At 33.5% G+C, this 21,416-nt stretch carries 22 protein-coding genes and 1 tRNA gene; 12 read left to right on the top strand and 11 right to left on the bottom strand.

Annotated features, from left to right (window positions below; genetic code table 11):
• Nucleotides 1-112 precede the first annotated feature (112 nt).
• From rsmI to VDP25_RS07740, 3 genes are all read left to right on the top strand, one after another.
• Entirely contained in the window at nt 113-784 is a 672-nt protein-coding gene (gene rsmI / locus VDP25_RS07750; protein ID WP_215926188.1) for a 16S rRNA (cytidine(1402)-2'-O)-methyltransferase, read from the top strand.
• A gap of 81 nt (nt 785-865) precedes the next feature.
• Nucleotides 866-2,227 carry a dihydrolipoyl dehydrogenase family protein gene (locus tag VDP25_RS07745; RefSeq protein WP_334468463.1) on the top strand — a complete coding sequence of 454 codons (1,362 nt, stop codon included), beginning with the start codon at nt 866-868 and terminating at the stop codon, nt 2,225-2,227.
• Between the two features lie 3 nt (nt 2,228-2,230).
• Nucleotides 2,231-2,803: a uracil-DNA glycosylase family protein gene (locus VDP25_RS07740; RefSeq protein WP_334468461.1), complete on the top strand. Its 573-nt coding sequence runs from the start codon at nt 2,231-2,233 to the stop codon at nt 2,801-2,803.
• Here the strand turns inward: VDP25_RS07740 and VDP25_RS07735 are convergent.
• Both VDP25_RS07735 and VDP25_RS07730 read right to left on the bottom strand, forming a co-directional pair.
• On the bottom strand, nt 2,792-2,968 hold the full coding sequence (locus VDP25_RS07735) for a hypothetical protein (RefSeq protein ID WP_334468459.1): 177 nt from the start codon (nt 2,966-2,968) through the stop codon (nt 2,792-2,794). The genes VDP25_RS07740 and VDP25_RS07735 overlap by 12 nt on opposite strands.
• A gap of 208 nt (nt 2,969-3,176) precedes the next feature.
• On the bottom strand, nt 3,177-3,779 hold the full coding sequence (locus VDP25_RS07730) for a carboxymuconolactone decarboxylase family protein (protein ID WP_334468457.1): 603 nt from the start codon (nt 3,777-3,779) through the stop codon (nt 3,177-3,179).
• A 64-nt stretch (nt 3,780-3,843) separates the two neighbouring features.
• Here VDP25_RS07730 and VDP25_RS07725 point away from each other — a divergent pair, with 64 nt between their 5' ends.
• The 6 genes from VDP25_RS07725 (at nt 3,844) to nrtS (ending at nt 9,942) form a co-directional block, all read left to right on the top strand.
• The gene (locus VDP25_RS07725; RefSeq protein WP_215926179.1) at nt 3,844-4,272 is read left to right on the top strand and encodes an OsmC family protein; all 429 of its coding nucleotides are present in this window, start codon (nt 3,844-3,846) and stop codon (nt 4,270-4,272) included.
• Between the two features lie 20 nt (nt 4,273-4,292).
• A complete protein-coding gene (recJ, locus tag VDP25_RS07720) occupies nt 4,293-5,984 on the top strand; it encodes a single-stranded-DNA-specific exonuclease RecJ (RefSeq protein WP_334468454.1) in 1,692 nt (563 codons plus the stop codon).
• A 177-nt stretch (nt 5,985-6,161) separates the two neighbouring features.
• Nucleotides 6,162-7,157: an OmpA family protein gene (locus tag VDP25_RS07715; RefSeq protein WP_334468452.1), complete on the top strand. Its 996-nt coding sequence runs from the start codon at nt 6,162-6,164 to the stop codon at nt 7,155-7,157.
• Between the two features lie 9 nt (nt 7,158-7,166).
• Nucleotides 7,167-8,249 (top strand): Fic family protein, encoded by a 1,083-nt coding sequence (locus tag VDP25_RS07710; protein ID WP_334468451.1) that lies wholly within the window; start codon nt 7,167-7,169, stop codon nt 8,247-8,249.
• Between the two features lie 130 nt (nt 8,250-8,379).
• Complete coding sequence (locus tag VDP25_RS07705; protein ID WP_334468449.1) at nt 8,380-9,651, top strand: MFS transporter; 1,272 nt, start codon at nt 8,380-8,382, stop codon at nt 9,649-9,651.
• A gap of 66 nt (nt 9,652-9,717) precedes the next feature.
• The gene (nrtS, locus tag VDP25_RS07700) at nt 9,718-9,942 is read left to right on the top strand and encodes a nitrate/nitrite transporter NrtS (RefSeq protein ID WP_334468447.1); all 225 of its coding nucleotides are present in this window, start codon (nt 9,718-9,720) and stop codon (nt 9,940-9,942) included.
• Here nrtS and VDP25_RS07695 read toward each other — a convergent pair.
• Together VDP25_RS07695 and VDP25_RS07690 are read right to left on the bottom strand one after the other, a co-directional pair.
• Nucleotides 9,939-10,691, bottom strand: a complete 753-nt coding sequence (locus VDP25_RS07695; protein WP_092466868.1) for a UDP-2,3-diacylglucosamine diphosphatase — start codon at nt 10,689-10,691, stop codon at nt 9,939-9,941. The two genes, nrtS and VDP25_RS07695, sit on opposite strands and share 4 nt — an antisense overlap.
• A 10-nt stretch (nt 10,692-10,701) precedes the next feature.
• Nucleotides 10,702-11,154: a 6-pyruvoyl trahydropterin synthase family protein gene (locus VDP25_RS07690; protein ID WP_334468446.1), complete on the bottom strand. Its 453-nt coding sequence runs from the start codon at nt 11,152-11,154 to the stop codon at nt 10,702-10,704.
• A gap of 125 nt (nt 11,155-11,279) precedes the next feature.
• On the opposite strand from VDP25_RS07690, the gene VDP25_RS07685 reads away from it, so the two are divergent.
• Nucleotides 11,280-11,909 carry a 2OG-Fe(II) oxygenase gene (locus VDP25_RS07685; RefSeq protein ID WP_334468445.1) on the top strand — a complete coding sequence of 210 codons (630 nt, stop codon included), beginning with the start codon at nt 11,280-11,282 and terminating at the stop codon, nt 11,907-11,909.
• Between the two features lie 107 nt (nt 11,910-12,016).
• Here the strand turns inward: VDP25_RS07685 and VDP25_RS07680 are convergent, their stop codons facing one another.
• Genes VDP25_RS07680 through VDP25_RS07670 form a run of 3 tightly spaced genes read right to left on the bottom strand, consistent with a single transcriptional unit; the run spans nt 12,017 to nt 14,051 of the window.
• The gene (locus VDP25_RS07680; protein WP_175455539.1) at nt 12,017-12,193 is read right to left on the bottom strand and encodes a hypothetical protein; all 177 of its coding nucleotides are present in this window, start codon (nt 12,191-12,193) and stop codon (nt 12,017-12,019) included.
• Nucleotides 12,194-12,219: 26 nt separating this feature from the next.
• On the bottom strand, nt 12,220-13,554 hold the full coding sequence (locus VDP25_RS07675; RefSeq protein WP_334468442.1) for an MATE family efflux transporter: 1,335 nt from the start codon (nt 13,552-13,554) through the stop codon (nt 12,220-12,222).
• On the bottom strand, nt 13,551-14,051 hold the full coding sequence (locus tag VDP25_RS07670; RefSeq protein WP_334468440.1) for a GNAT family N-acetyltransferase: 501 nt from the start codon (nt 14,049-14,051) through the stop codon (nt 13,551-13,553). Before VDP25_RS07670 ends, VDP25_RS07675 begins: the two co-directional genes overlap by 4 nt.
• 46 nt (nt 14,052-14,097) lie before the next feature.
• On the opposite strand from VDP25_RS07670, the gene VDP25_RS07665 reads away from it, so the two are divergent.
• A complete protein-coding gene (locus tag VDP25_RS07665) occupies nt 14,098-14,895 on the top strand; it encodes a universal stress protein (protein WP_215926164.1) in 798 nt (265 codons plus the stop codon).
• A 13-nt stretch (nt 14,896-14,908) separates the two neighbouring features.
• Nucleotides 14,909-14,982, top strand: a tRNA-Ala gene (locus VDP25_RS07660).
• Between the two features lie 29 nt (nt 14,983-15,011).
• Here the strand turns inward: VDP25_RS07660 and VDP25_RS07655 are convergent.
• From VDP25_RS07655 to kbl, 4 genes are all read right to left on the bottom strand, one after another.
• On the bottom strand, nt 15,012-15,851 hold the full coding sequence (locus tag VDP25_RS07655; protein WP_334468437.1) for an alpha/beta hydrolase family protein: 840 nt from the start codon (nt 15,849-15,851) through the stop codon (nt 15,012-15,014).
• Nucleotides 15,851-18,610, bottom strand: a complete 2,760-nt coding sequence (locus VDP25_RS07650; protein ID WP_334468435.1) for a PD-(D/E)XK nuclease family protein — start codon at nt 18,608-18,610, stop codon at nt 15,851-15,853. Before VDP25_RS07650 ends, VDP25_RS07655 begins: the two co-directional genes overlap by 1 nt.
• 61 nt (nt 18,611-18,671) lie before the next feature.
• Nucleotides 18,672-20,069 carry an OmpA family protein gene (locus VDP25_RS07645; protein WP_215926133.1) on the bottom strand — a complete coding sequence of 466 codons (1,398 nt, stop codon included), beginning with the start codon at nt 20,067-20,069 and terminating at the stop codon, nt 18,672-18,674.
• A 136-nt stretch (nt 20,070-20,205) separates the two neighbouring features.
• Nucleotides 20,206-21,399, bottom strand: coding sequence for a glycine C-acetyltransferase (gene kbl / locus VDP25_RS07640; protein ID WP_215926131.1), 1,194 nt, complete (start codon nt 21,397-21,399; stop codon nt 20,206-20,208).
• Nucleotides 21,400-21,416: the final 17 nt, after the last annotated feature.

Here is a 21,416-nt window from a genome sequence, read left to right as displayed (position 1 = left end):
TAGGAGGAATTTCCCTACCAAAGCCTTAATTTATAAGAAAGATGCCAAATATCATAAAGGCTTGTGTTGATATCATTAAAAACAATGTAAATTTGAAAAGAAACCGCCTAAAATGAGTAAACTTTATCTCGTACCAACGCCTATAGGAAACCTAAAAGATATCACATTTAGAGCGATAGATGTTTTAAAAGAAGTAGATTTAATCTTGGCTGAAGACACCAGAACTTCAGGAAAATTGTTAAAGCATTTTGAAATTACCACGCAAATGCAAAGTCACCATATGCATAACGAGCATAAAACGGTGAATCATTTAATCGAAAAATTAAAAGCAGGAATGACTATCGCTGTCATTAGTGATGCAGGAACTCCCGCAATTTCAGACCCTGGTTTTCTATTGGTAAGAGCCTGTGTAGAAAATAATATTGAAGTCGATTGTTTACCAGGTGCAACAGCATTTGTACCAGCATTAGTCAATAGTGGTTTGCCAAATGATAAATTTGTGTTTGAAGGTTTTTTGCCTGTAAAAAAGGGCAGACAAACACGATTATTACTCTTAGCTGAAGAAACTAGAACCATCATTTTTTATGAAAGTCCACATAAGCTTATAAAAACTCTTGGGCATTTTTGCGAATACTTTGGCGAAGATCGTTTGGTCTCTGTATCAAGAGAAATAACAAAATTGTACGAAGAAACTATTAGAGGAACAGCAAAAGAAGTTTTAGAATACTACACAAATAAGCCTCCTAAAGGGGAAATTGTGATTGTTGTTGATGGTAAAAAATAATTGTAAACGAGTTAAGTTTTAAACCTACCGCATCAGTCTTTGCCAATTAGATTTCATAATTTCAACTTTCAATCTAAAATTATGGAGACTAAACATTATAATGTATTTGTCATTGGTAGTGGTATTGCAGGTCAAACAGCAGCAAAAGCTTGTATAGCCTCAGGATTATCAGTGGCTATTTCAGATAAACGCGAATTTGGGGGCACTTGTGCAACACGAGGTTGTGATCCTAAAAAAATACTAATGCAATTTGCAGATTTAGTACAACACTCTAACCAACTCAAAGGTTTCGGAATTAAAAAGTCCCCTAAAATTAATTGGAAAGCTGTTCAGAAATTTAAAACGTCTTTTACTAAACCTGTGCCATCTTCAACCGAAAATGACCTTACGGATTTAGGTATAGATTTATACCATCAATCTCCAAAATTTATCAGTAAAAATGAAATTACAGTTGAAGGTAAAACTATTTCTGCGGATAAATTTGTAATCGCAACAGGTTACGTTCCAAGAACTTTAAAACTTGAAGGTTCAGATTTATTAAAAACCAGTGATGACATTCTCAATTTGAAAAAAATTCCCAAATCAGCTATATTTATTGGTTCAGGTTATGTTGGAATGGAGTTTTGCTATATGCTTTCAACGTTGGGATGTGACGTTACTATGATTGAAGTTGGAGATAGTCCGTTAACACAGTTTGATTCGTTTTTGGTTGAAAAATTAACCAAGGTTTTAGAAAAGAATGGAGTAAAATTTATGTTTAATACAACACCGATCTCCATAGAAAAATTGAAGAAAAACTTAAAACTGACGTATGAAAAAGGCGGTAAAACAAAAACAATAAAGGCCAGAAAGATATTTAATACAGCAGGTCGTGTGCCAGCCGTAGAAAAATTAGATTTAGAAAACGCTGGTATAAAAGCTGATGAATCTGGGGTTTTAGTTAATGATTTTATGCAAAGTACGAGCAACGAAAATGTGTACGCTTGTGGAGACGTTTCTAGTAAATCTTTACCATTAACACCCTTATCAGGATTACAAGGTTATATTGCAGGCCATAACATTATAAATGGTAATTCTAAGGAGTTTGAAAACCCATTAGTACCTTCCGTTGTTTTTACTAAACCGCAATTGGCGAGTGTAGGTTATTCTGAAGAAGAAGCTAAAAGTAGATATAAAAATGTAATTGTTTATAAAGGAGATACTTCTGATTGGTACAGTTCTAAAAAAGAAAATGCCGATGCTTACGCTTATAAAATTATTGTTAATGAGCGTACTCAAAAAATTGTGGGTGCTAATTTATTAAGTTCTCAAGCGAATGAAACAATTAATATTTTGACTCTAGCCATGAATGAAGGTTTAACAATTCGTGATTTAAAAAAGCAAATATTTACATATCCATCTTATACGAATGATTTAAAGAGTATGTTGAAGGATGAAGATTAAAAAATGAAAGAATTACTCCATAATATCAGTCAATGCACCATTTGTAAAGCACATTTACCATTAGGGCCGAGACCTGTAGCAACTGCAAACATAAAATCTAAAATTGTAATTATCGGTCAGGCACCAGGAACAAAAGTGCATCAATCTGGAATTCCGTGGGACGACCAAAGCGGAAAGAAACTTAGGCAGTGGCTTAATGTTACAGAAGAACAATTTTATAACACTGAGAATTTTGCTATTATACCAATGGGATTTTGCTATCCTGGAAAAGCAAAAACAGGCGATTTACCACCAAGACCAGAATGTGCACCACAATGGCATCAGCAATTATTAGACAAAATGCCTAATGTAGAATTGATTATTTTAATAGGTGCTTACGCTCAAAAGCATTATTTAAAAGATAAAGCTAAACAAACGTTAACAGAAACTGTAGGAGATTATAAAGAGTATTTACCAACCTATTTTCCAATTCCACATCCATCACCAACGAATCGGTTTTGGAGAAGTAAGAATCCTTGGTTTGAGGAATTGGTGGTGCCTGAGTTACGTAGGAAAGTAAACTCATTACTTCCATAATTTTGGAAAAGTAATTTTTGTTTTAGTATTCTTAATAAAACATTCCAAATCCTTAATACCTGCTTTAGGGTAAATAATTCTTAAAAAAAGAATTTGTAATAATTTTCCAATTCCCAGTGCGTTTGCAATCGCTGATATTGCTATTAACTCTAAATATAGTTCCATCCGTTTTAAATTTTAAGCAAAAGTAAATCACTTGTTTACTATCTGCTGTGACATGGTTTGAAGCTGGAATAATTTCATTTCTGCTTCAATCTGAAACAAAGCTATAATCTACGTTTGAAATAAAATAGGACATAAAAAAACCTCACTATCTCTAGTAAGGTTTCAATCTAATTTATCTAAAAGTTAAGTGCTCTAAAAATCTTACAATCTAATATTGTGACCCATCATGCTTACCAACTTCATAACCGTGTTTCCCTAAATACTTATTTCCACTTTCTACAGCGCCTTCTTCAATATCAGTACCCATAGAATCATTCCAACGGTTTAGGTAACCAAATAATGAAATTACACCTAGCATTTCAACAATTTCACCTTCGTCCCAATGTTGATATAAGCGTTCTTTTATCTCCGCATTCACAGCATTTGGTACCATTGAAGCTGCTAAACTAAAGTCGAGAGCTGCACGTTCTGCTTCAGAAAAAGCAGGGTGCGTTTTATATTCCCAAATATTATCTAATTGTTCTTGTTCTGCACCATAGCGTTCTGCTGCTCTAATGGCGTGTGCTTGGCAATAACGACAACCTGTAGCATTACTACTCACCCAAGCAATCATACGTTTTAAAGCTGAGGTTACTTTGCCTTCATTGGCCATAACCGCTTTATTCAAATTAATAAATGCTTTGCTAATTGCTGGTCGGCGTTGCATGGTTAGAACCGAATTTGGACAAAATCCAAGGGTTTCATTAAAGAATTCTGCTAATTCTTTGGTTTCCAAATCGTGGTCTGCAGACAAAGGTGTTACTAGTGCCATAGTTATTTTTTTAGTAGTATTTTTGAGCTAACAAGATAGTACTTCTAACTTTTAAACTTAAAAAATGACAAATAAAATCACAACCCAATGGAAAGGTGGCTTAACCTTTGAATCTGATAATCCAAGTGGAAAAACTGTAATAATGGATACCAATATTGAAGGTACAGATAAACGTAATGGTCTATCACCAAAAGCCATGATGTTATCGTCACTAGCTGGTTGTTCTGGCTTAGATGTTATTTCTACGTTAGATAAAATGAAAGTAGAAATAGATGATTTTAAAATGGATGTTACAGGTGAATTAACGGATGAACATCCTAAATATTACCACACTGTAGTAGTAGATTATCATTTTTATGGTGCAGACTTAAATCAAAAAAAATGCGAACGTGCTGTAAATTTATCTGTTGATAAATATTGTGGAGTCATGGAAATGTTTCGTCGTTTTGCAACTGTTAAAACTAATATTTATTTTCACGAAAGCACAAAGTAATAATCGCGATATAAGACATTATGCGTTGGACATTAAAACCAAAACCAGAACCATCAAAAGTTGAAGAACTAAAAAAAGCACTTCAAGTAGACGATATTGTTGCCACATTATTATTGCAAAGAGGCATCGATACTTATGATGCTGCCAAAACATTTTTCAGGCCAAGTTTTAGCGAGCTTCATGATCCATTCTTAATGAAAGATATGGATAAAGCGGTTGCTAGAATCGAAAAAGCGATTGAGCAAGGCGAAAACATTATGGTTTATGGCGATTATGATGTTGATGGCACAACATCTGTGGCTTTAATGTCATCCTATTTAAAAACAAGAACAGATGCTGTTGCCACGTACATTCCAGATCGTTATGCTGAAGGCTATGGTATATCGTATAAAGGAATAGACTTTGCAGACGATAATGATATTTCACTAATTATAGCGCTCGATTGTGGTATAAAAGCCATAGATAAAGTGGCTTATGCTAAAGAAAAAGGGGTCGATTTTATAATCTGCGACCACCATAGGCCAGGAGCTGAAGTTCCAGATGCGGTAGCTGTTTTGGATCCTAAACGCGACGATTGTGATTATCCATTTAAAGAACTTTGTGGTTGTGGTGTGGGCTTTAAACTAATTACTGCTCTAGCATCTAACCAAGGGCAAACGGTAGAAGATTTAACCGAATATCTAGATTTGGTGGCAACTGCCATTGGTGCAGATATTGTCCCGATTGTAGATGAAAACAGAGCCTTGGCTTATATGGGTTTAAACATTATAAATACCAACCCAAGACCAGGAATGAAAGCGATTATCGCTGAGGTTAAAAAGGACATTCTTACCATAACAGATGTGGTTTTTATTATCGCACCTCGAATTAATGCCGCCGGGCGAATGAAACACGGCAACCACGCCGTAACGCTTTTAACCGAAACCGATTTTAACCTTGCTGCAAAATATGCCGTAGATATTGATGAGTTTAATACCGATCGTCGTGAAACCGATAAACGTATTACAGAAGAAGCCTTAGATCAAATTGAAGAGAATAACGAGCAAGACCGTTTTACAACAGTTGTTTATGATGAATCATGGCACAAAGGAGTGATTGGTATTGTAGCATCACGTTTAATAGAAACCTATTACAGACCCACACTTGTTTTTACCAAAAGTGGAGATAAATTAGCGGCATCGGCACGTTCCGTTTCTGGTTTTGATGTGTATAATGCATTAGAAGCCTGTAGCGAACATATTGAACAATTTGGAGGTCATAAATATGCCGCAGGCTTAACTTTAGATCCCAAAAATTACGACGCCTTTAAAGCTAAATTTGAAAGTGTGGTTAAGGAAACCATTGACCCAAAATTGTTAACACCAGAGCTTAAAGTTGATTTAGAAATAGAACTTGGACAAATCAATGATAAACTCATGCGAATCCTAAAACAATTTGCACCATTTGGCCCTGGGAATATGTCACCCACCTTTATGTCCCAAAACCTAAAAGATACTGGCTGGGGAAAATGTGTTGGTGAAGATGATAAGCACATTAGATTAACAGTGACGCAATCCTTCAATGATAAAATTGTCTGTATTGGTTTTGGCTTAGGCGATAAAATTGATATCATAAAAAGTAAAAGACCGTTTAGCGCAGCGTATTCCATAGATGAAAACCATTGGAATGGCAATGTGAGTTTACAGTTGAAATTGAAGGATATAAAAGAATGATAAATCCTGCAAGGTTTACAAAACCTTGTATGTATAAAATATAATTGATTATCTTTCCGTTGATTGTGTATGAAACAACCAATCCTATTTCTCTTCTTTTTTTGTGGCTTTATTTCAAATAGTCAAAACCTAGTTTTAAATCCAAGCTTTGAACACTTCTATGATTGCCCTAGAGATATGAGCTTATTTCATAGGAATGTAAAAGACTGGACGATTCCCAATAATGGCACAACGGATTATTTTAATTCGTGTAGCGAGAAAATGAGTTTCCAAAACTTCAATGGTTATCAAAAAGCCAGAACCGGAAATGGTTATGCTGGTATATATGCGTATTTCAAGAAAGACTATAGAGAATATGTTCAAGGTACATTAAAAACTACCTTAGAGCGAGGGAAGAAATATCAAGTTAAATTCTATATCAGTTTAGCGGAAAACTCAAGATATGCCCTCAAAGAATTGGGGATTATGATGACGTCTGAGAAATTCAATGCATCCAAAAGCAAAGTGAATATCAACGCAAAAAACTTTGCAAAACGAATTCCTAATTTAACATTTCGACCAACGTTCAGAAAAGAATTTTACGATAATGATAAAGACTGGATGGAGGTTTCCTTTCTATATACCGCAAATGGTTTTGAAAATTACTTTGCTATAGGAAATTTTAATACAAATACCGACACTAAAAGAAGTAAAGCTAGACCAACTAAATATGAATCGTTTTCCTATTACTATATCGATGACGTTTCCATTGAACCCTTAGAAAAAGAAGAAGAGAACATCAAAAAAGAAACCCTTAAAACGCTTGAAGAACCTATCATTAAAACTAATGAGATTTACACCTTCAAAAATGTATTATTCGATTTTGATAAAGCCGAATTGTTAGCTATTTCTAAAGAAGAATTGAATCAACTTTACAAACATTTAGAAACTAATTTTACATTAAAAGTTGAAATCTATGGTCATACAGATAATGTTGGATTAGAAGCCATAAACCAAGAATTATCAGAACAACGTGCCAAAGCGGTTTTAGATTATTTAATTGAAAAAGGATTGAATGCAACTAGGATTAAATCATTTGGTTTTGGAAGTACGCAACCTATTTCAGATAATGACACAGAAGAAGGACGCCAATTAAATAGACGTGTTGCTTTTAAATTGATTGAAATTAGATAACTTTAGGGCATGTATATTTTAGAAAATTTACCGTTAAAAACAGATTTTGAGACAAAAAGAGTTTTAAAAAAACTACCTAACGCTAGAGCTGCTTTAGCAGAACTAAAAGGTGTTGCAGCTACAATGCCAAATCCATCAATTTTAATTAATACGCTCGCTCTTCAGGAAGCCAAGGATAGTTCTGCTGTAGAAAATATTATTACTACACATGATGAGCTTTTTAAGGCAGAGCTTAATATGAATTTAGTGAAGAATATTGCGGCCAAAGAAGTTCAGAATTACGCTTCTGCACTAAAAATAGGCTATGAATTTGTATACAAAAACCGACTTATTACTAATAGTAGTATTTTGACGATACATAAAGAGTTAGAACAAAATAACGCAGGTTATAGAACCTTACCTGGTACAGATTTAAAAAATGATAAAACAAAAGAAATAGTATATACTCCACCTCAATCTAAGTTAGTCGTAAAAGATTTAATGAGTAATCTTGTTGATTATATTAATAATGATGAGTTAGACGACTTAGATCCTTTGATAAAAATGGCTATAATACATCATCAATTTGAAAGTATTCATCCTTTTTACGATGGAAATGGGAGGTTAGGAAGGATAATTAACATTCTTTATTTAGTAAGAAGAAATTTATTAGAATATCCTTCTTTATATTTAAGTAGGTATATTATTCAAAATAAAGCTACTTACTATTCATTGCTGCAGGATGTTCGAGACTCAAATAATTGGGAAAGTTGGATTTGTTTTATTTTGGATGCAGTTGAATCTGTCTCAATTCAGGCTATAAAGCTTATAACAGATATGAAAAGAGAAATGCAAAATTATAAGTTTTTCATTCGAGATAACTTTAAATTCTATAGCCAAGATTTAATAAATAACTTATTTAAACATCCTTATACAAAAATTGAATTTTTACAAAAAGATTTAAAAGTCAGTAGACAGACGGCTTCAAAATATTTGAATGAGTTAGCAAATAGCGATGGTAATATTTTGACTAAAGTTATAATAGGAAGAGACAATTACTTTGTAAATAATAGTTTACTAAAACTATTTTCTGAATATGACTATAAGTTATGATTTCTAGATTTCATTAACATTTACGTGAAACATGTTAACAAAAACGAATTTCATTAACACATTCTCAAAACATGTTAATAAATAGCTATTTTGTTTACATATCATCTAAAACCCTATTTATTAAACCAAATTGGCGAAAAACGATCCATATGCAGCATTAAGAATCAGGGAATTCAACATCTTTTTATTGGTGCGTTTTGCATTGGTTTTTGGTTGGTCTATGCAATTTATTGTCATCGAATGGCAAGTGTATGCTTTAACTAATGATAAATTAAGTCTAGGCATTATTGGGCTTTGTGAATTTTTACCCGCGTTTTTATTCGCCCCTTTTGCAGGTCATATTGTTGACAAAAAAGAAAAACGAAACTTGTTTACACTTTGCATTGCCTTATTCTCATTAATCAGTTTTGGCTTGTTTTGGCTCACTTCAGAAGCTATTGAAAGTTCTTGGACAGTCAACTATATTCTATATGGCATATATAGTTTAGTGTTTTTTGGTGGTGTTTTAAGAGCTTTTTTTGGACCTACTATTTTCTCGCTTATAGCCTTAATTGTACCTAAAAAAATATACCCAAATGCAGCCACATGGAGTAGTAGTACCTGGAAAGGGGCTAATGTATTTGGTGCACTATGTGGCGGATTTTTAATCGCATGGATTGGTGTGCATTATACGCTTGGAATTATATTTTCACTCGTGATGTTAGCATTAATATTAGTCTTTGGTATAAAAAAGAAACCTGTTTTAAATAAAAAAACGAATGAATCGGTGATGGACAGTTTAAAAGTTGGACTACGATTTGTGTTTAACGATAAGGTTATTTTAGGAGCACTAACCCTAGATATGATTGCTGTTTTATTTGGTGGCGCTGTGGCCATATTTGCTGTATTTGCAAAAGATGTTTTAGATGCAGGCCCAAGAGGCTTCGGTTTTCTAAATGCAGCGTTGTCTTCTGGAAGTATTATTACTATGGTGGCAACCACCTATTTACCAATCACAAAAAACACTGGAAAAAAACTACTAATTTCAGTCTTTGGCTTTGGAATATGTATGATTATTTTTGGAGCTTCTAAGTTGTTATGGCTAAGTCTGGTTGCTTTATTTTTATCTGGTGTGTTTGATGGTGTGTCTATGGTAATTCGTCAAACCATTCTTCAGCTTAAGACTCCAGATGATATGAGAGGAAGAGTTGGTGCCGTTAACTCTATGTTTGTTGGGTCTTCTAATGAGCTTGGAGCGCTTGAAAGTGGAGTCGCTGCAAAACTATTTGGAGCGCCATTGGCTGTAATACTTGGAGGTACCGTAACACTTATTACGGTGACAACAATGCATTTTAAAAACAAATCATTACGTGAACTAGATCTCACTAAAGATATTGAAGAACACGAAAAAGATGGAGTATAAAATCACTTTTAAGGCTTATCATTTTTATTACTTTTGCCAGCAAAATATTTAAACATTTCATTTAGTATGATTCTAAAACTGCTTAAAATAGCTTTAGAAAAAGACATCGTCATCTCTTCAATTAAAGTCGCTATAGTGGTTGGTTGTATTTTAAATATTATCAACCAAGGAGACCTTTTATATCATTTGAATTTTGAAAAGGTAAATTGGTTAAAGCTTGGCTTGTGCTTTGTGGTGCCTTATTCTGTATCTACTTACGCTTCTGTTAAAGTAAAAACAGGACGACATTAATAGGTTTTCAGTTCAAAATTTTCACCGTCAAAAACTCCGTAGGTATAATACTGAATCCAGTCGCCTAAATTAATGTACTTAGACGTTTCATTTAAGTCAATTTCTAAAGGTAAGTGTCGGTGTCCAAACACAAAATAATCTCGATGTTTATCTTCGAGTTTACGTTTGCAATATACCGCTAACCATTCATTGTCTTCTCCTAAAAATTTTGCATCATCATCGCCTGAAATCATTTTGTTTTTTACAGACATATATTGTCCGATTTTAACTCCAATATCAGGATGCATCCATTTGAATAACCATTGAAAAAATGGACTCGTAAACACTTTTTTCATGCGTTTATAGCCTTTATCTCCAGGTCCTAAACCATCACCATGACCAATAAAGACAGAGGTGTCATTAAACGTGAATTCTTCAGGCTTATGATAAACAGGAATACCTAATTCTTCTTCAAAATAGCCATTCATCCATAAATCGTGGTTACCCACAAAATAATGAATCGGAATTCCGGAATCACTAATTTCTGCTAGTTTCCCCAAAGTTCTTGTAAAGCCTTTAGGTACTACGGTTTTATATTCGAACCAAAAATCGAAGAGATCTCCCATCAAAAAAATAGCAGCAGCATCATGCTTAATTTCATCTAACCAAGCGACGAATTTTTTTTCACGAGGTCGAGACGCTTCACTCGTTGGTGCGCCTAAATGATTATCTGATGCAAAATAGATTTTTTTTCCGTCGGCAATATGTATGTGGTTCGGTTTACTCATTATCACTAGCATACCATTCAGCAAAAGAAGAAGTGGTTTCTGAAAGCCTTAAAGAATGTAATTTTATAGTTTCTGGTAAACGCTGTTTTATTTTTTCCGCAAAATCAATCACCATCATTTCACTTGTTGGCTGATAATCTACAAGCAACACATTATGCTCTCTTGCTTCTAGTTCCTTGGCCAATTCCACATGTGGTGTGTTTTTATTAAAAACCGTAGCATGGTCAAAAACATCTACAATTTCTTCTTTTACTATTTTCTTTAAGTCACCAAAATCGATGACCATTCCAAATTTTACATTGTTGGAATCGGCTATTGGTGTGCCTATTACGGTAACAAAAAGATGGTAACTATGACCGTGGACATTTTTACACTTTCCGTCGTAACCGTATAGGGCGTGACCTGTTTCAAAAGAAAATTGTTTTGTAATGCGAATTTTACTCATGCGATTTTAAATTATAGTGCAAAGATATTATAAATGTAAAAGGAATGGCTTTTTAGATTACATTTGCGCACTTTTTTTAAATTTTTAAAAAATAATGAAAGGATTAAATTTCTTTAAAAGTCACGGTGAGTAGCCTTTTCGAAGCTATTCCGTTTGTTGAAAATCCGCTTTATGAGCGTGTTATTTCAGACATTTCATCGCAAAAATATAGTATTGTTGATGATTTTTTTTCAGAAGATGAGGTTGTTGCTCTACGGCATTCATTGCTTTTAAAGTATGAAGAAGATGCGTTTAAAAAATCGGCTATTGGGAATAAAACCAATGCGCTTGTTAAAAAAGCAGTGCGCGGAGATATTATTCTTTGGATAGATGAAAACGTTATCAATTCTGCAGAGCAATTATTCTTTAATAAAATCAATGACTTAAAAGATTACCTCAATCGCACCTGTTTTCTTGGTATTAATCAGAAGGAATTCCATTATGCCATTTATCCTAAGGACACCTATTACAAACGACATTTAGATACATTTCAGAATGATGATAGACGTAAATTATCTTTTGTTTGTTATTTAAATAGTGAAGATTGGAAACCCGAAAACGGAGGTGAATTAGTCCTTTATTTAGACGGTGAAGACAAGGTTATTTATCCACTTCCTGGCAAAGTTGTTATTTTTGAAAGCCAAGAATTAGAGCATGAAGTAAAACCCGTAAATACACAGCGATTGAGTATTACAGGTTGGTTAAAAACGCGGTAAATCTATATTAACGTCTTTTATATTTGTTGTAGAAAAATACAATTATAAGTACTAATCCTAATATAAGGAATAAGCCGTTTCCACCTAAAAAGCCAAGAATATCCATACTATTCGTCTTTATATCTATTTTTGTTATATCTATAAATCGCAAAAGCGATGAGAACCAAAACCACAAAAGGTAAGAGTGTACCAATAAACACGCCAACACCATAACTGCTGTCTGGTGCATTTTTAAGTTTTTCGTCTATATTGCCGTCTTGTAGTATTGTTATTAATAAGCTCATTATAGAAATAAAATTAATAATCAAATTTAAGTGTTTTGCGCTAGAGGAATAAATGTTTTTCTAAATTTTATAATTAATGGTAAGCCTCGAGCAATCATCCACAATGTAAAGGCGATAAAAATACCATAGAGTTTATAATTTAGGCTATCTACCCAAAATATAACTGGAACAAAAATTACAATTGTAGAAAATAACAAAACGTTTCTAAGATACTTCATTTTGCCTAGTCCTTTAAAAACACCATCAAAAATAAAAGCTAGAGCACATACAGGTTGCATGGCTAAAACAATCCAAAACACGTTGTAGAATTCCGATAATACTGCTTCGTCATTACTAAATAGATTGCCTAAAGGATAATAGAATACAGCACCAATGACGCCAATTAAAAGCCCGACGACAATGCCATATTTAATCAGTTTATTACTTAATTCTAAAAGGTTTTTATAATCTTTTGCTCCAAATAATTTTCCTGATAAAATATTACCCGCACTTGCGTAGCCATCAATAAGAAAAGCCCCTAAAAACCATAAATTAATAGCAATGGTATAAGCCGCAATGTAGCTTTCACCATATTTTGTGGCAAAACTCGTTCCAAAATACAAGGCAATATTTAAGGCAATCGTTCTTATGAATAAATTGAGAATCATTAACGCGAAACGTTTCATTTCAGGATTAAAAGGTAATTTTGCGATTAACGGAATATCTGTTTTTTTAAGTAAGTAATAAGCCGAAAGTAAAGCCATAATTAATTGCGCAATAACACTGGCATATGCAGCACCTTTGATATGCATGGCAGGAATAAAACCGTTAATACCATAGACAAGCACAACATCGAGAATAATATTGGCCAATGCACCAGAAATAGCAATTAGCATAGGGAAATAGGTGTTTTGAAGTCCTCTAAAGGTTCCAAAAACAGCGATGGTAAACAAGGTAAAGGGAAATCCAAAAACCCGAATTTGATAATAGTCTACACTATAATTTAGAATGTCGCCCGAGGCATTGTAAAGTTTAAAAATAGGCGAAGCTAAGGGATAGGTAATAGCTATAATTACAAGACTGAGTGTTGTAATTACAAAAATAGCTTGGGCTGGTAAATTCTTCACGGATTCCACATTTCCGGCACCTAAGTATTGCGAAATAATTGAAGAAATGGCACTTCTAGTTTGGCCTAAGACCCAAATTAGCATGGATAAAAATGTTGTTACAATACCAACTGCTGCCAAAGATGTTGTAGCATTCTGTTCCATATTACCAATGATTGCCGCATCAGTTAAAGATAAAATAGGCTCAGACACTCCTGCAATTAAAGCAGGAATCGCCAATTTATTAATTTGTTTTAAAGTTATAGCTGTGCTCACAATACCAATTCGTAACAGTAAAAAGGAAATTTACTTTGCTTTGGAAAGTAAATATCTCCTAATCGTTTATAACCGCGAAGTTCGTAAAACTTTTGGTTTCTTTTGTTCTGCGAAAAGGTATCTAATCGAATAGAACTATAGTTGTTATCAATAGCAAATTGCTCTGCAAAATGCATCAATTGTTGTGCATAACCTTTGCCTTGTAATTGAGGATGAACAGCTAAACGATGAATATAAATGTTATTAACATTAGGTGTTAACCATTTGATAGGCTCATATTCCGAATCCATAAATGTAGAAATCACAATACAAGCTTTAATTGCATGATTAATTTCTAAAACATAAAGTTCTTCGCGTTTAATGTCTTTGCGAAATGCAGATGTATTAGGATAGTGCTCATTCCACTGATAAATACCGCTAGAAATCATAGATTTAGCACAAGCTTTTGTGATTTCTAAAATGGGTTGAATATCTTTTTCTTCTGCTATTCGAATCATTTATAATGTTTACTTTTGTCTTAATGTTAATCTTAATTTTCTAAAGATGAAAACGCTATTAGTTCCTGTTGGTTCCTCAAAAAACGCAAAGTCGCATTTACAGTATGCTATAGATTTTGCGCAAGCTTTTGGTGCTAAGGTTTATGTGGTTCAAATATATGATGTTTATAGTAAAGCAGGCACCATGATTAAGATAGATGATATTTTAGAAGCCGAGTCTAAATCATTTTTAGAAAAACATGTAGCATCCATAGATACTAAAGGTGTTGAAGTCATTACCAAAACGTATAAAGGGAAGTTGGTAAAGACCTTAGAAAAAATCTGTAAAAAATTAAATGTTGATTTAATCCTTATAGAGCCGCGTACCAATTCTATTAAGGACGAAGTGTATTTAGGAAAAACGTCTGGTAAGATTATTAAACAAACACAAATACCTGCATTAATTGTTCCTGAAAATTGCGTGTTTAAGCCTTATTCAAAAATATTTATGGCCGTTAAATCTGCGACTGTAAAAAAAGATAAGGTCTTGCTTCCTTTAAAGTATTTAAAAACACAATTTGAATCTGCATTAACCTTACTTTTAGTAAAGACTCCTCATCATAAAAAGCGTGACTTTGAAATTAATGACGAGTTAAAATCAATGATTACAACAACAATAAACGTTGAAAGTCCTAATACATTTTTAGCGCTTTTAGAACATTATAAAGAGAATGACCCAGATTTATTATGTGTCGTGCGTCGAAAGCGAGGGTTTTTCAATAAATTATGGGAAAAGGATACAATCTTGAAAAAAGATTTTCACAGTTCCACATTGCCGGTTTTGGTTTTAAGTGGACTAAAATAATATCGAATAATTTGGGGATGTAGCTCAGTTGGCTAGAGCGCTTGACTGGCAGTCAAGAGGTCGTCGGTTCGAGCCCGATCTTCTCCACAAAAAGCATGCTTAAGGCATGCTTTTTTTTATATTATAAACTGAATAGCCGTTTCGACAACAGTTTTTAATTCCTCAGAAAGTTCTCTTTTACTCCAAGGATGTTTCGTATTAAACACATGATCTGCATTTTCAATAACCTTTAGTTGACTCTTAGGATTCCATTGCTGTAACGCTTCTGCTTCACTGATATTTACAGAAGTATCGTTATCACCATGAATAATGAGCATTGGGATGTCTATTTGTGTTGTCGCGGCTTTGATATCAAGCTTCGCTTTATGAGTTTCAAAATCTTCAAAGAATTGGTAATAATGCGGCATTTGTTGTTTCGTTCTACCATTCTCTACGTATTTAACACCGTCTTCTTTCCATGTTTTAAGTGCTTCTTCAGAGCCAAACCGACTCGCAAAATCACTTACACTAGCCAAAGTAATCAGTTTAGTGATTCGTTGATCTTCCGAAGATTTTAGTAGCGCAATACCTCCGCCGCGACTATGACCAATTAAGCAAATAGTGTTGGTGTCTATTTTTGAATTCGATTTGAAATGATTTTGAGACCAAGTTATAACCGCATCTAAATCGTCTAGCTCTTTCGTGTAATTGTTATTTCCGAAAGCTTCCAAATCAGGAAAATCAATAGGATTTTCCATCGTGCCGCCATTATGTGAAAAATTGAATTTTATAAAACAAAATCCAGCATTGGCAAATGCTTCTGCCATAAGGTCCCATGCTCCCCAATCTTTAAACCCTTTATAGCCATGACAAAAAATGACTATAGGTTGATTTGATTTTTCTTCAGAATAAAAGGTATCAATTAAGATGGGTTTTTTACCATCTCTTTCTAAAATTATATGTTTATCAATTGTCATTAGTCCAGTTCTTTTTCAGTAAAATTAAGCTTTGGATTAGAGATTTCTGTAATGAGTTTTTTGAGCTCTATTTCAAAATTATCTAAGGTTTCATTCGTAATTAATTGGTCTTTTGTTCTCGCATGAGATGACGCCTTTTTTCCGAATTTCAATAAACCTTCACTTAAATTTTTAAACGAAATAATGCCTGCTTCAATTGGTAGCGCTATTAGATTTTGTTGACGCATCATATAAGCGTAGCATAAAATTTGAAACGATTTACTGTACTTTGTGTAATCTGTAGTTAAGTCTTCCCAATTAACGATTTCTACTTTATTTTGTTCCACCTTACCCGATTTATAATCGATAACTCTAGTTATACCATTAAAGCTATCAATTCTATCCACTTTCCCTTTTAACTTAATAGGGAAATCTAAACCTTCAATTTTAATATCAATGGCTTCATCAGCTTCAATCGAAAGGATTTTAATTTCATTTCCTTGTTTAAGGCTCTCTAATTCTAAATTTAAAAAATTTGAAATGTAACGTTGGGCAATTTCAAAAATGATAAGGTTTTTACCTTGAGAAAAACCACCTTTGTTGTAGAGTTCTTCAAAATGTTTAGTTACCATTTTCTTAGTACGACTTTTAAAATCTTTAAGATGCTCAATAGTTAAAATAGAACCTTCTAAGGGTTTATAAAAATCTTCAAGTGAATTGTGAATAACGGAACCTAAAGTGTTGGCTGCAATATTTTCTTCGACGTCTTCAAACTCTTTTATTCCGAGTATTTTTTCATAATAAAAATCTATCGGATTTCTGATATAATTGGTTAAGGACGAAGGTGAATAGCCTTTTTCAGATAATACTTTTATTTGTTCCATAACCGATGGTGTTTTTGTTATTTCGGTCAGTTTTTGTTCTACAATGGGAACATCTGGAGATACTATGCTATTTTTTATTTCATGAATCCCTTCAACTTCTAGCTGTGTTAAGAATCTACTTTTTTCACCACCTTTTAGAGCATCAATTTCGGTGTTGTATAAAATATAGACGTTTTTAGCGCGTTGCAAAAGTCTATAAAAGTGATAGGTGTAAACAGCGTCTTTTTCTTTAAAAGTGGGTAGGTTATTTTCAATTTTTACGTCGAAAGGAATAAAGGAATTGTTCGTTTTTCCTGAAGGAAGAATCCCTTCATTTACAGAGCTTATAATCACCGTTTCAAAATCTAAAACACGTGATTCTAGCATTCCCATAATTTGAAGTCCTTCTAATGGTTCTCCTTTGAAATCTAGGGTTTCTGAGCTTAGGAGTTCTTTGTAAATAGACTGTAATGCAATTATTGACTCAAGGTATTTATAGGTTGTATCTAATTTTGATAATTGATTAAATAGGGTGTTAAAGCGATATAGATATTCTAATTCTAAACTGTGATGTTGTTTATTGCTATCAAAATTGGCTTTCATTTTTAAAATCAATTCAGAACAATTTTTTAAAGCGGTTTCTGGATTGTCGTTCCAAGACTGAAATAATAATGCTATAAGTTCTTTATGTGAGTTAGCAAGTTGTTTAAGTTCCTGTACAGTAATATAAACCGTATTATTTTTTTGAATATCTGCGACTATAGCACTTGAAACATTTGTTGTTGTAGTTTCAAATAAAGGATAAACGGAAGGGTGCGATAGTAAACCTATAACATCTTTGTAATAGAATTGCTTCGGATTGTTTTTATGAACATTAAATAGTTGCTCAAAAAACGAGGCTAAGGGAACAAACTGTAACGGTAAACCCATAGTAACATTGAGTTTGGTTATGTTTTTAGGAATAGAATTTAATACAGGAAGTAATAATTGTTCTTCTCCTAAAACGACTGCAATATTAGAAAAGTTAGTTTTGGTTTCTGTTAGTTCTGATAATATTTGACCAATATATTTTGCTTGTCCAACAAGTTTGGGGATGCCAATGGCTTTAATATTCTTTTCTTCTTTGTAATGCGACGTGACCCAGTTAAAAGGATGCGTTTTAAAATAACTCCATTGTTTTCTGTGTTGTCTTGTAAACCACCCAGCATCATGTATAGTGTCATCAATAAAAGAAGTGTCAATATCCCAATAAATTTCAGCTAAATCATTTTTAAGTAAGCCTTGTATAATTTGAGATTCAGCAGTGTTTAAGGCATTAAAACCTAAAAAAATATGTGTTTTATGGGTAGAATTTTCAATATACGATTCTAAGTTTTCAACGGCTTCTCTATAAATTAGACCTTGATAACCTTGTTTGGACTGTAATAGGTTTTCCGTAAAAGCGGTGTAATACATTTTAAGTCGTTTCCAGAACTTTAAATGATTTTTAATAAGATTGGTTTGGTTCACTTCTAAAGACCAATGGTGAAGCTCTTTTATAGCATTTAAGTAATCAAAGATGTGTTCTTGTGGGATGAGATAACGATCAATCTCGTTAAAATCTTGTAATAAGATTTGAGCCCATTTAGAAAACGATTCAAAAGACTCTTGTTCTTCTTCGTCAGTTAGCGCTTTATAGGATTCGTAGAGCCTAAATAATAAATCTGTATTAGGTAGGTTTTGTAAACCAGATAACTCTTCTACAAATTCTTCACTGCTAAGTATTTGAGGAGCAAATATAGGTTGATCTATTAATGTAGAAAGGTGGTGCTTAAGAAAAACACCAGCACGTTTACTTGGTAGAATGAAATAGAGGTCTTCTAGTTTTAGGCCTTTCTTTTGAAGATCTATGAGAACCGATTTTATAAAACTTATCATTTTATAAAAATAAAAAACGCCCCGAATATCGGAGCGTTTTTTTAATATATTTTAGATGTGATTAGTTTTTCAACTTCACCTCTACACGTCTGTTTTCTTTTTTACCAGCTCTTGTTTTGTTGCTAGCGATAGGATTAGACTCACCGAAACCAGCAGCAGTTAATCTGTCAGCACTAATACCATTAGCGATTAAGTAATCTCTAACTGCATTAGCTCTTCTTTCAGATAAAGCTTGGTTCATTGATTTAGATCCATCAGAATCAGTATGACCTTCTAAAGAGAAGTTAGCTTGTGGGTATTCTTTAAAGATAGCTACCATTGACTGTAATACTTTGTCAGTTTGTTTCTGGAAAGTTGCTTTACCAGAGTTAAATAAGATAGATCTTGAATATTCATTTAAAGTATCCATTACTTCTTCAGTTGGCTTAACTTCAGGACAACCGTTGTTTGCCACTGTACCAGCTTCGTTAGGACATTTATCGTCTTTATCTAAAACACCGTCACCATCAGTATCTGGCCAAGGACATCCGTTGTTTGCAGCAGGACCAGCTTGGTTAGGACATTTGTCATCACCATCAGCAACACCATCAGCATCAGCATCTGGACAACCAGCTAAAGATTTTAAACCAGCAACTTCAGGACAGTTATCATCTTTATCCATTACACCGTCACCATCAGTATCAGGACAACCGTTAAACTCAGCTAAACCAGCATCGTAAGGACAATCATCTTTAGAATCTTGAATACCATCATTATCAGAATCAGGACAACCGTTAAAGATTTCTAATCCAGCTTCTTCAGGACATGCATCATCTTGATCATAAATACCATCACCATCAGTATCAGTACCACCAAACTTGAAAGTAAGACCAACTGAATGTTGGAAATGTGTAGGTAAATAATCTTCAAAAGCATGCTTATAAGTAGATTGAACATCTAAGCCTAAGTTTTCAGAGAACCAGTATTTTAAACCTAAAGTTCCGTTTAAAGTTCCAGCTCCGATTTCATCAAGCCAAGTGTAACCACCACCAACACCTAAATAAGGGTCGATTGTTTTAGACTGTACAAGATCCATAAAACTGTAAGATACAGCACCATCTAAACCATAGTAAGTTAAATCGTCAATTTTGTTTGTAGACTCTTCTCCTGTAATAGGATCGAAGTTTGAACCAAATTTGTCAATTCTATTTATAGAACCTTTAGCAGTAAAAGTAAAACCATCACTAAGGTATCTAGATACAGAGACTGTAGATAGCGAAGGAAGAATGTTCCAGTGATCTTTCGCATTAAAGTACTCGTCAAAATAGTCACCTTGAGGTGTGTCTTCTCCTACAGGGTAAAAGTCAACTGCGTTAGCTCCAATTGTAATAGCCCATGGATTGTTCTTGTCTTGAGCATTAGAAGTGCTAAAACTTGCGATAAGCACTGCTACAAAAAATAATCTGCTAAGATTTTTCATATTCTAATTAATTTTAATTTTTAAGTGTTAATTGTTAGCAAAAGTAAGTTGTTAAACTTTATTAACAAAGACAAATATATAAAATTATTGGGATATCGCCCTAATATAGAGTGTTTGTGTTAAGATTTGTAGTATATCAGATAACATTTAATGATTTCCCCACTTTAATGAAAGCTGAAATGGCCTTATCTAGCTGATTCTTATCATGTGCAGCAGAGAGTTGTACCCTAATTCTAGCTTTATCTTTTGGGACTACAGGATAAAAGAAACCAATAACATAGATGCCTTCTTTTAATAACATATTTGCCATATTTTGAGATAATTTAGCATCATATAACATTACTGGGACAATTGCAGAATCACCATCTACAATATCAAAACCAGCTTCCTTCATTCCTTTCTTGAAGTATTTGGTGTTCCAATCTACTTTATCTCTTAATGTAGTGTCATTTTTAAGCATGTCAAATACTTTAATAGAAGCACCAACAATTGCTGGAGCTAGAGAATTTGAAAACAAGTAAGGTCTTGAGCGTTGACGTAATAACTCAACGATTTCCTTTTTTGCTGTGGTATAACCACCCATAGCTCCACCAAGTGCTTTTCCTAAAGTTCCTGTAATAATATCAATTCTGCCTAAAACACCCTTTTCTTCTAATGTTCCAATTCCTGTTTCTCCAATAAACCCTGTGGCGTGACATTCGTCAATCATTACCATAGCATCATACTTGTCTGCTAAATCACATATTTTATCTAAAGGAGCAACAAGGCCATCCATAGAAAACACACCATCAGTTACAATAATTTTGAAGCGTGCTCCATTAGCATTGGCTGAAATTAATTGTGTTTCTAAATCTGCCATATCATTATTTTGGTAGCGATATCTAGCTGCTTTACACAATCTTACACCATCTATAATAGAAGCGTGATTTAAAGAGTCTGATATTATAGCATCTTCTTTTGTTAGTAAAGGTTCAAAAACGCCTCCATTAGCATCAAAGGCTGCAGCGTATAATATCGTGTCTTCTGTTCCGTAGAAATCGGCAATTTTTTGTTCTAATTCTTTATGAATATCTTGAGTACCACAAATAAAACGTACTGAAGACATCCCAAAACCATGTGTGTCCATAGTGTCTTTTGCCGCTTGGATTACATCTGGATGTGATGATAAACCTAAATAATTGTTAGCACAGAAATTTAATACCTTCTGTCCTGTATTAAGCGTTATTTCTGCACCTTGGGGAGACGTAATGATACGCTCTTCCTTAAAAAGACCAGCTTCTTTTATAGACTCTATTTCTTGTTGTAAATGGTTTTTTATATCTCCGTACATAATTTAAATTTTGTTGT

The organism is Winogradskyella sp. ECml5-4, assembly GCF_036903175.1.
Taxonomy (GTDB): domain Bacteria; phylum Bacteroidota; class Bacteroidia; order Flavobacteriales; family Flavobacteriaceae; genus Winogradskyella; species Winogradskyella damuponensis.
Note: the sequence above shows the minus strand (reverse complement) of the source record. Positions and strands in the feature narration are given on the sequence as shown.

Coding starts and splice junctions, on each gene's coding strand:
- rsmI (WP_215926188.1), top strand. CDS start 113: ATGAGTAAACTTTATCTCGTACCAACGCCTATAGGAAACCTAAAAGAT.
- VDP25_RS07745 (WP_334468463.1), top strand. CDS start 866: ATGGAGACTAAACATTATAATGTATTTGTCATTGGTAGTGGTATTGCA.
- VDP25_RS07740 (WP_334468461.1), top strand. CDS start 2,231: ATGAAAGAATTACTCCATAATATCAGTCAATGCACCATTTGTAAAGCA.
- VDP25_RS07735 (WP_334468459.1), bottom strand. CDS start 2,968: ATGGAACTATATTTAGAGTTAATAGCAATATCAGCGATTGCAAACGCA.
- VDP25_RS07730 (WP_334468457.1), bottom strand. CDS start 3,779: ATGGCACTAGTAACACCTTTGTCTGCAGACCACGATTTGGAAACCAAA.
- VDP25_RS07725 (WP_215926179.1), top strand. CDS start 3,844: ATGACAAATAAAATCACAACCCAATGGAAAGGTGGCTTAACCTTTGAA.
- recJ (WP_334468454.1), top strand. CDS start 4,293: ATGCGTTGGACATTAAAACCAAAACCAGAACCATCAAAAGTTGAAGAA.
- VDP25_RS07715 (WP_334468452.1), top strand. CDS start 6,162: ATGAGCTTATTTCATAGGAATGTAAAAGACTGGACGATTCCCAATAAT.
- VDP25_RS07710 (WP_334468451.1), top strand. CDS start 7,167: ATGTATATTTTAGAAAATTTACCGTTAAAAACAGATTTTGAGACAAAA.
- nrtS (WP_334468447.1), top strand. CDS start 9,718: ATGATTCTAAAACTGCTTAAAATAGCTTTAGAAAAAGACATCGTCATC.
- VDP25_RS07690 (WP_334468446.1), bottom strand. CDS start 11,154: ATGAGTAAAATTCGCATTACAAAACAATTTTCTTTTGAAACAGGTCAC.
- VDP25_RS07680 (WP_175455539.1), bottom strand. CDS start 12,193: ATGAGCTTATTAATAACAATACTACAAGACGGCAATATAGACGAAAAA.
- VDP25_RS07670 (WP_334468440.1), bottom strand. CDS start 14,051: ATGATTCGAATAGCAGAAGAAAAAGATATTCAACCCATTTTAGAAATC.
- VDP25_RS07665 (WP_215926164.1), top strand. CDS start 14,098: ATGAAAACGCTATTAGTTCCTGTTGGTTCCTCAAAAAACGCAAAGTCG.
- VDP25_RS07655 (WP_334468437.1), bottom strand. CDS start 15,851: ATGACAATTGATAAACATATAATTTTAGAAAGAGATGGTAAAAAACCC.
- VDP25_RS07650 (WP_334468435.1), bottom strand. CDS start 18,610: ATGATAAGTTTTATAAAATCGGTTCTCATAGATCTTCAAAAGAAAGGC.
- VDP25_RS07645 (WP_215926133.1), bottom strand. CDS start 20,069: ATGAAAAATCTTAGCAGATTATTTTTTGTAGCAGTGCTTATCGCAAGT.
- kbl (WP_215926131.1), bottom strand. CDS start 21,399: ATGTACGGAGATATAAAAAACCATTTACAACAAGAAATAGAGTCTATA.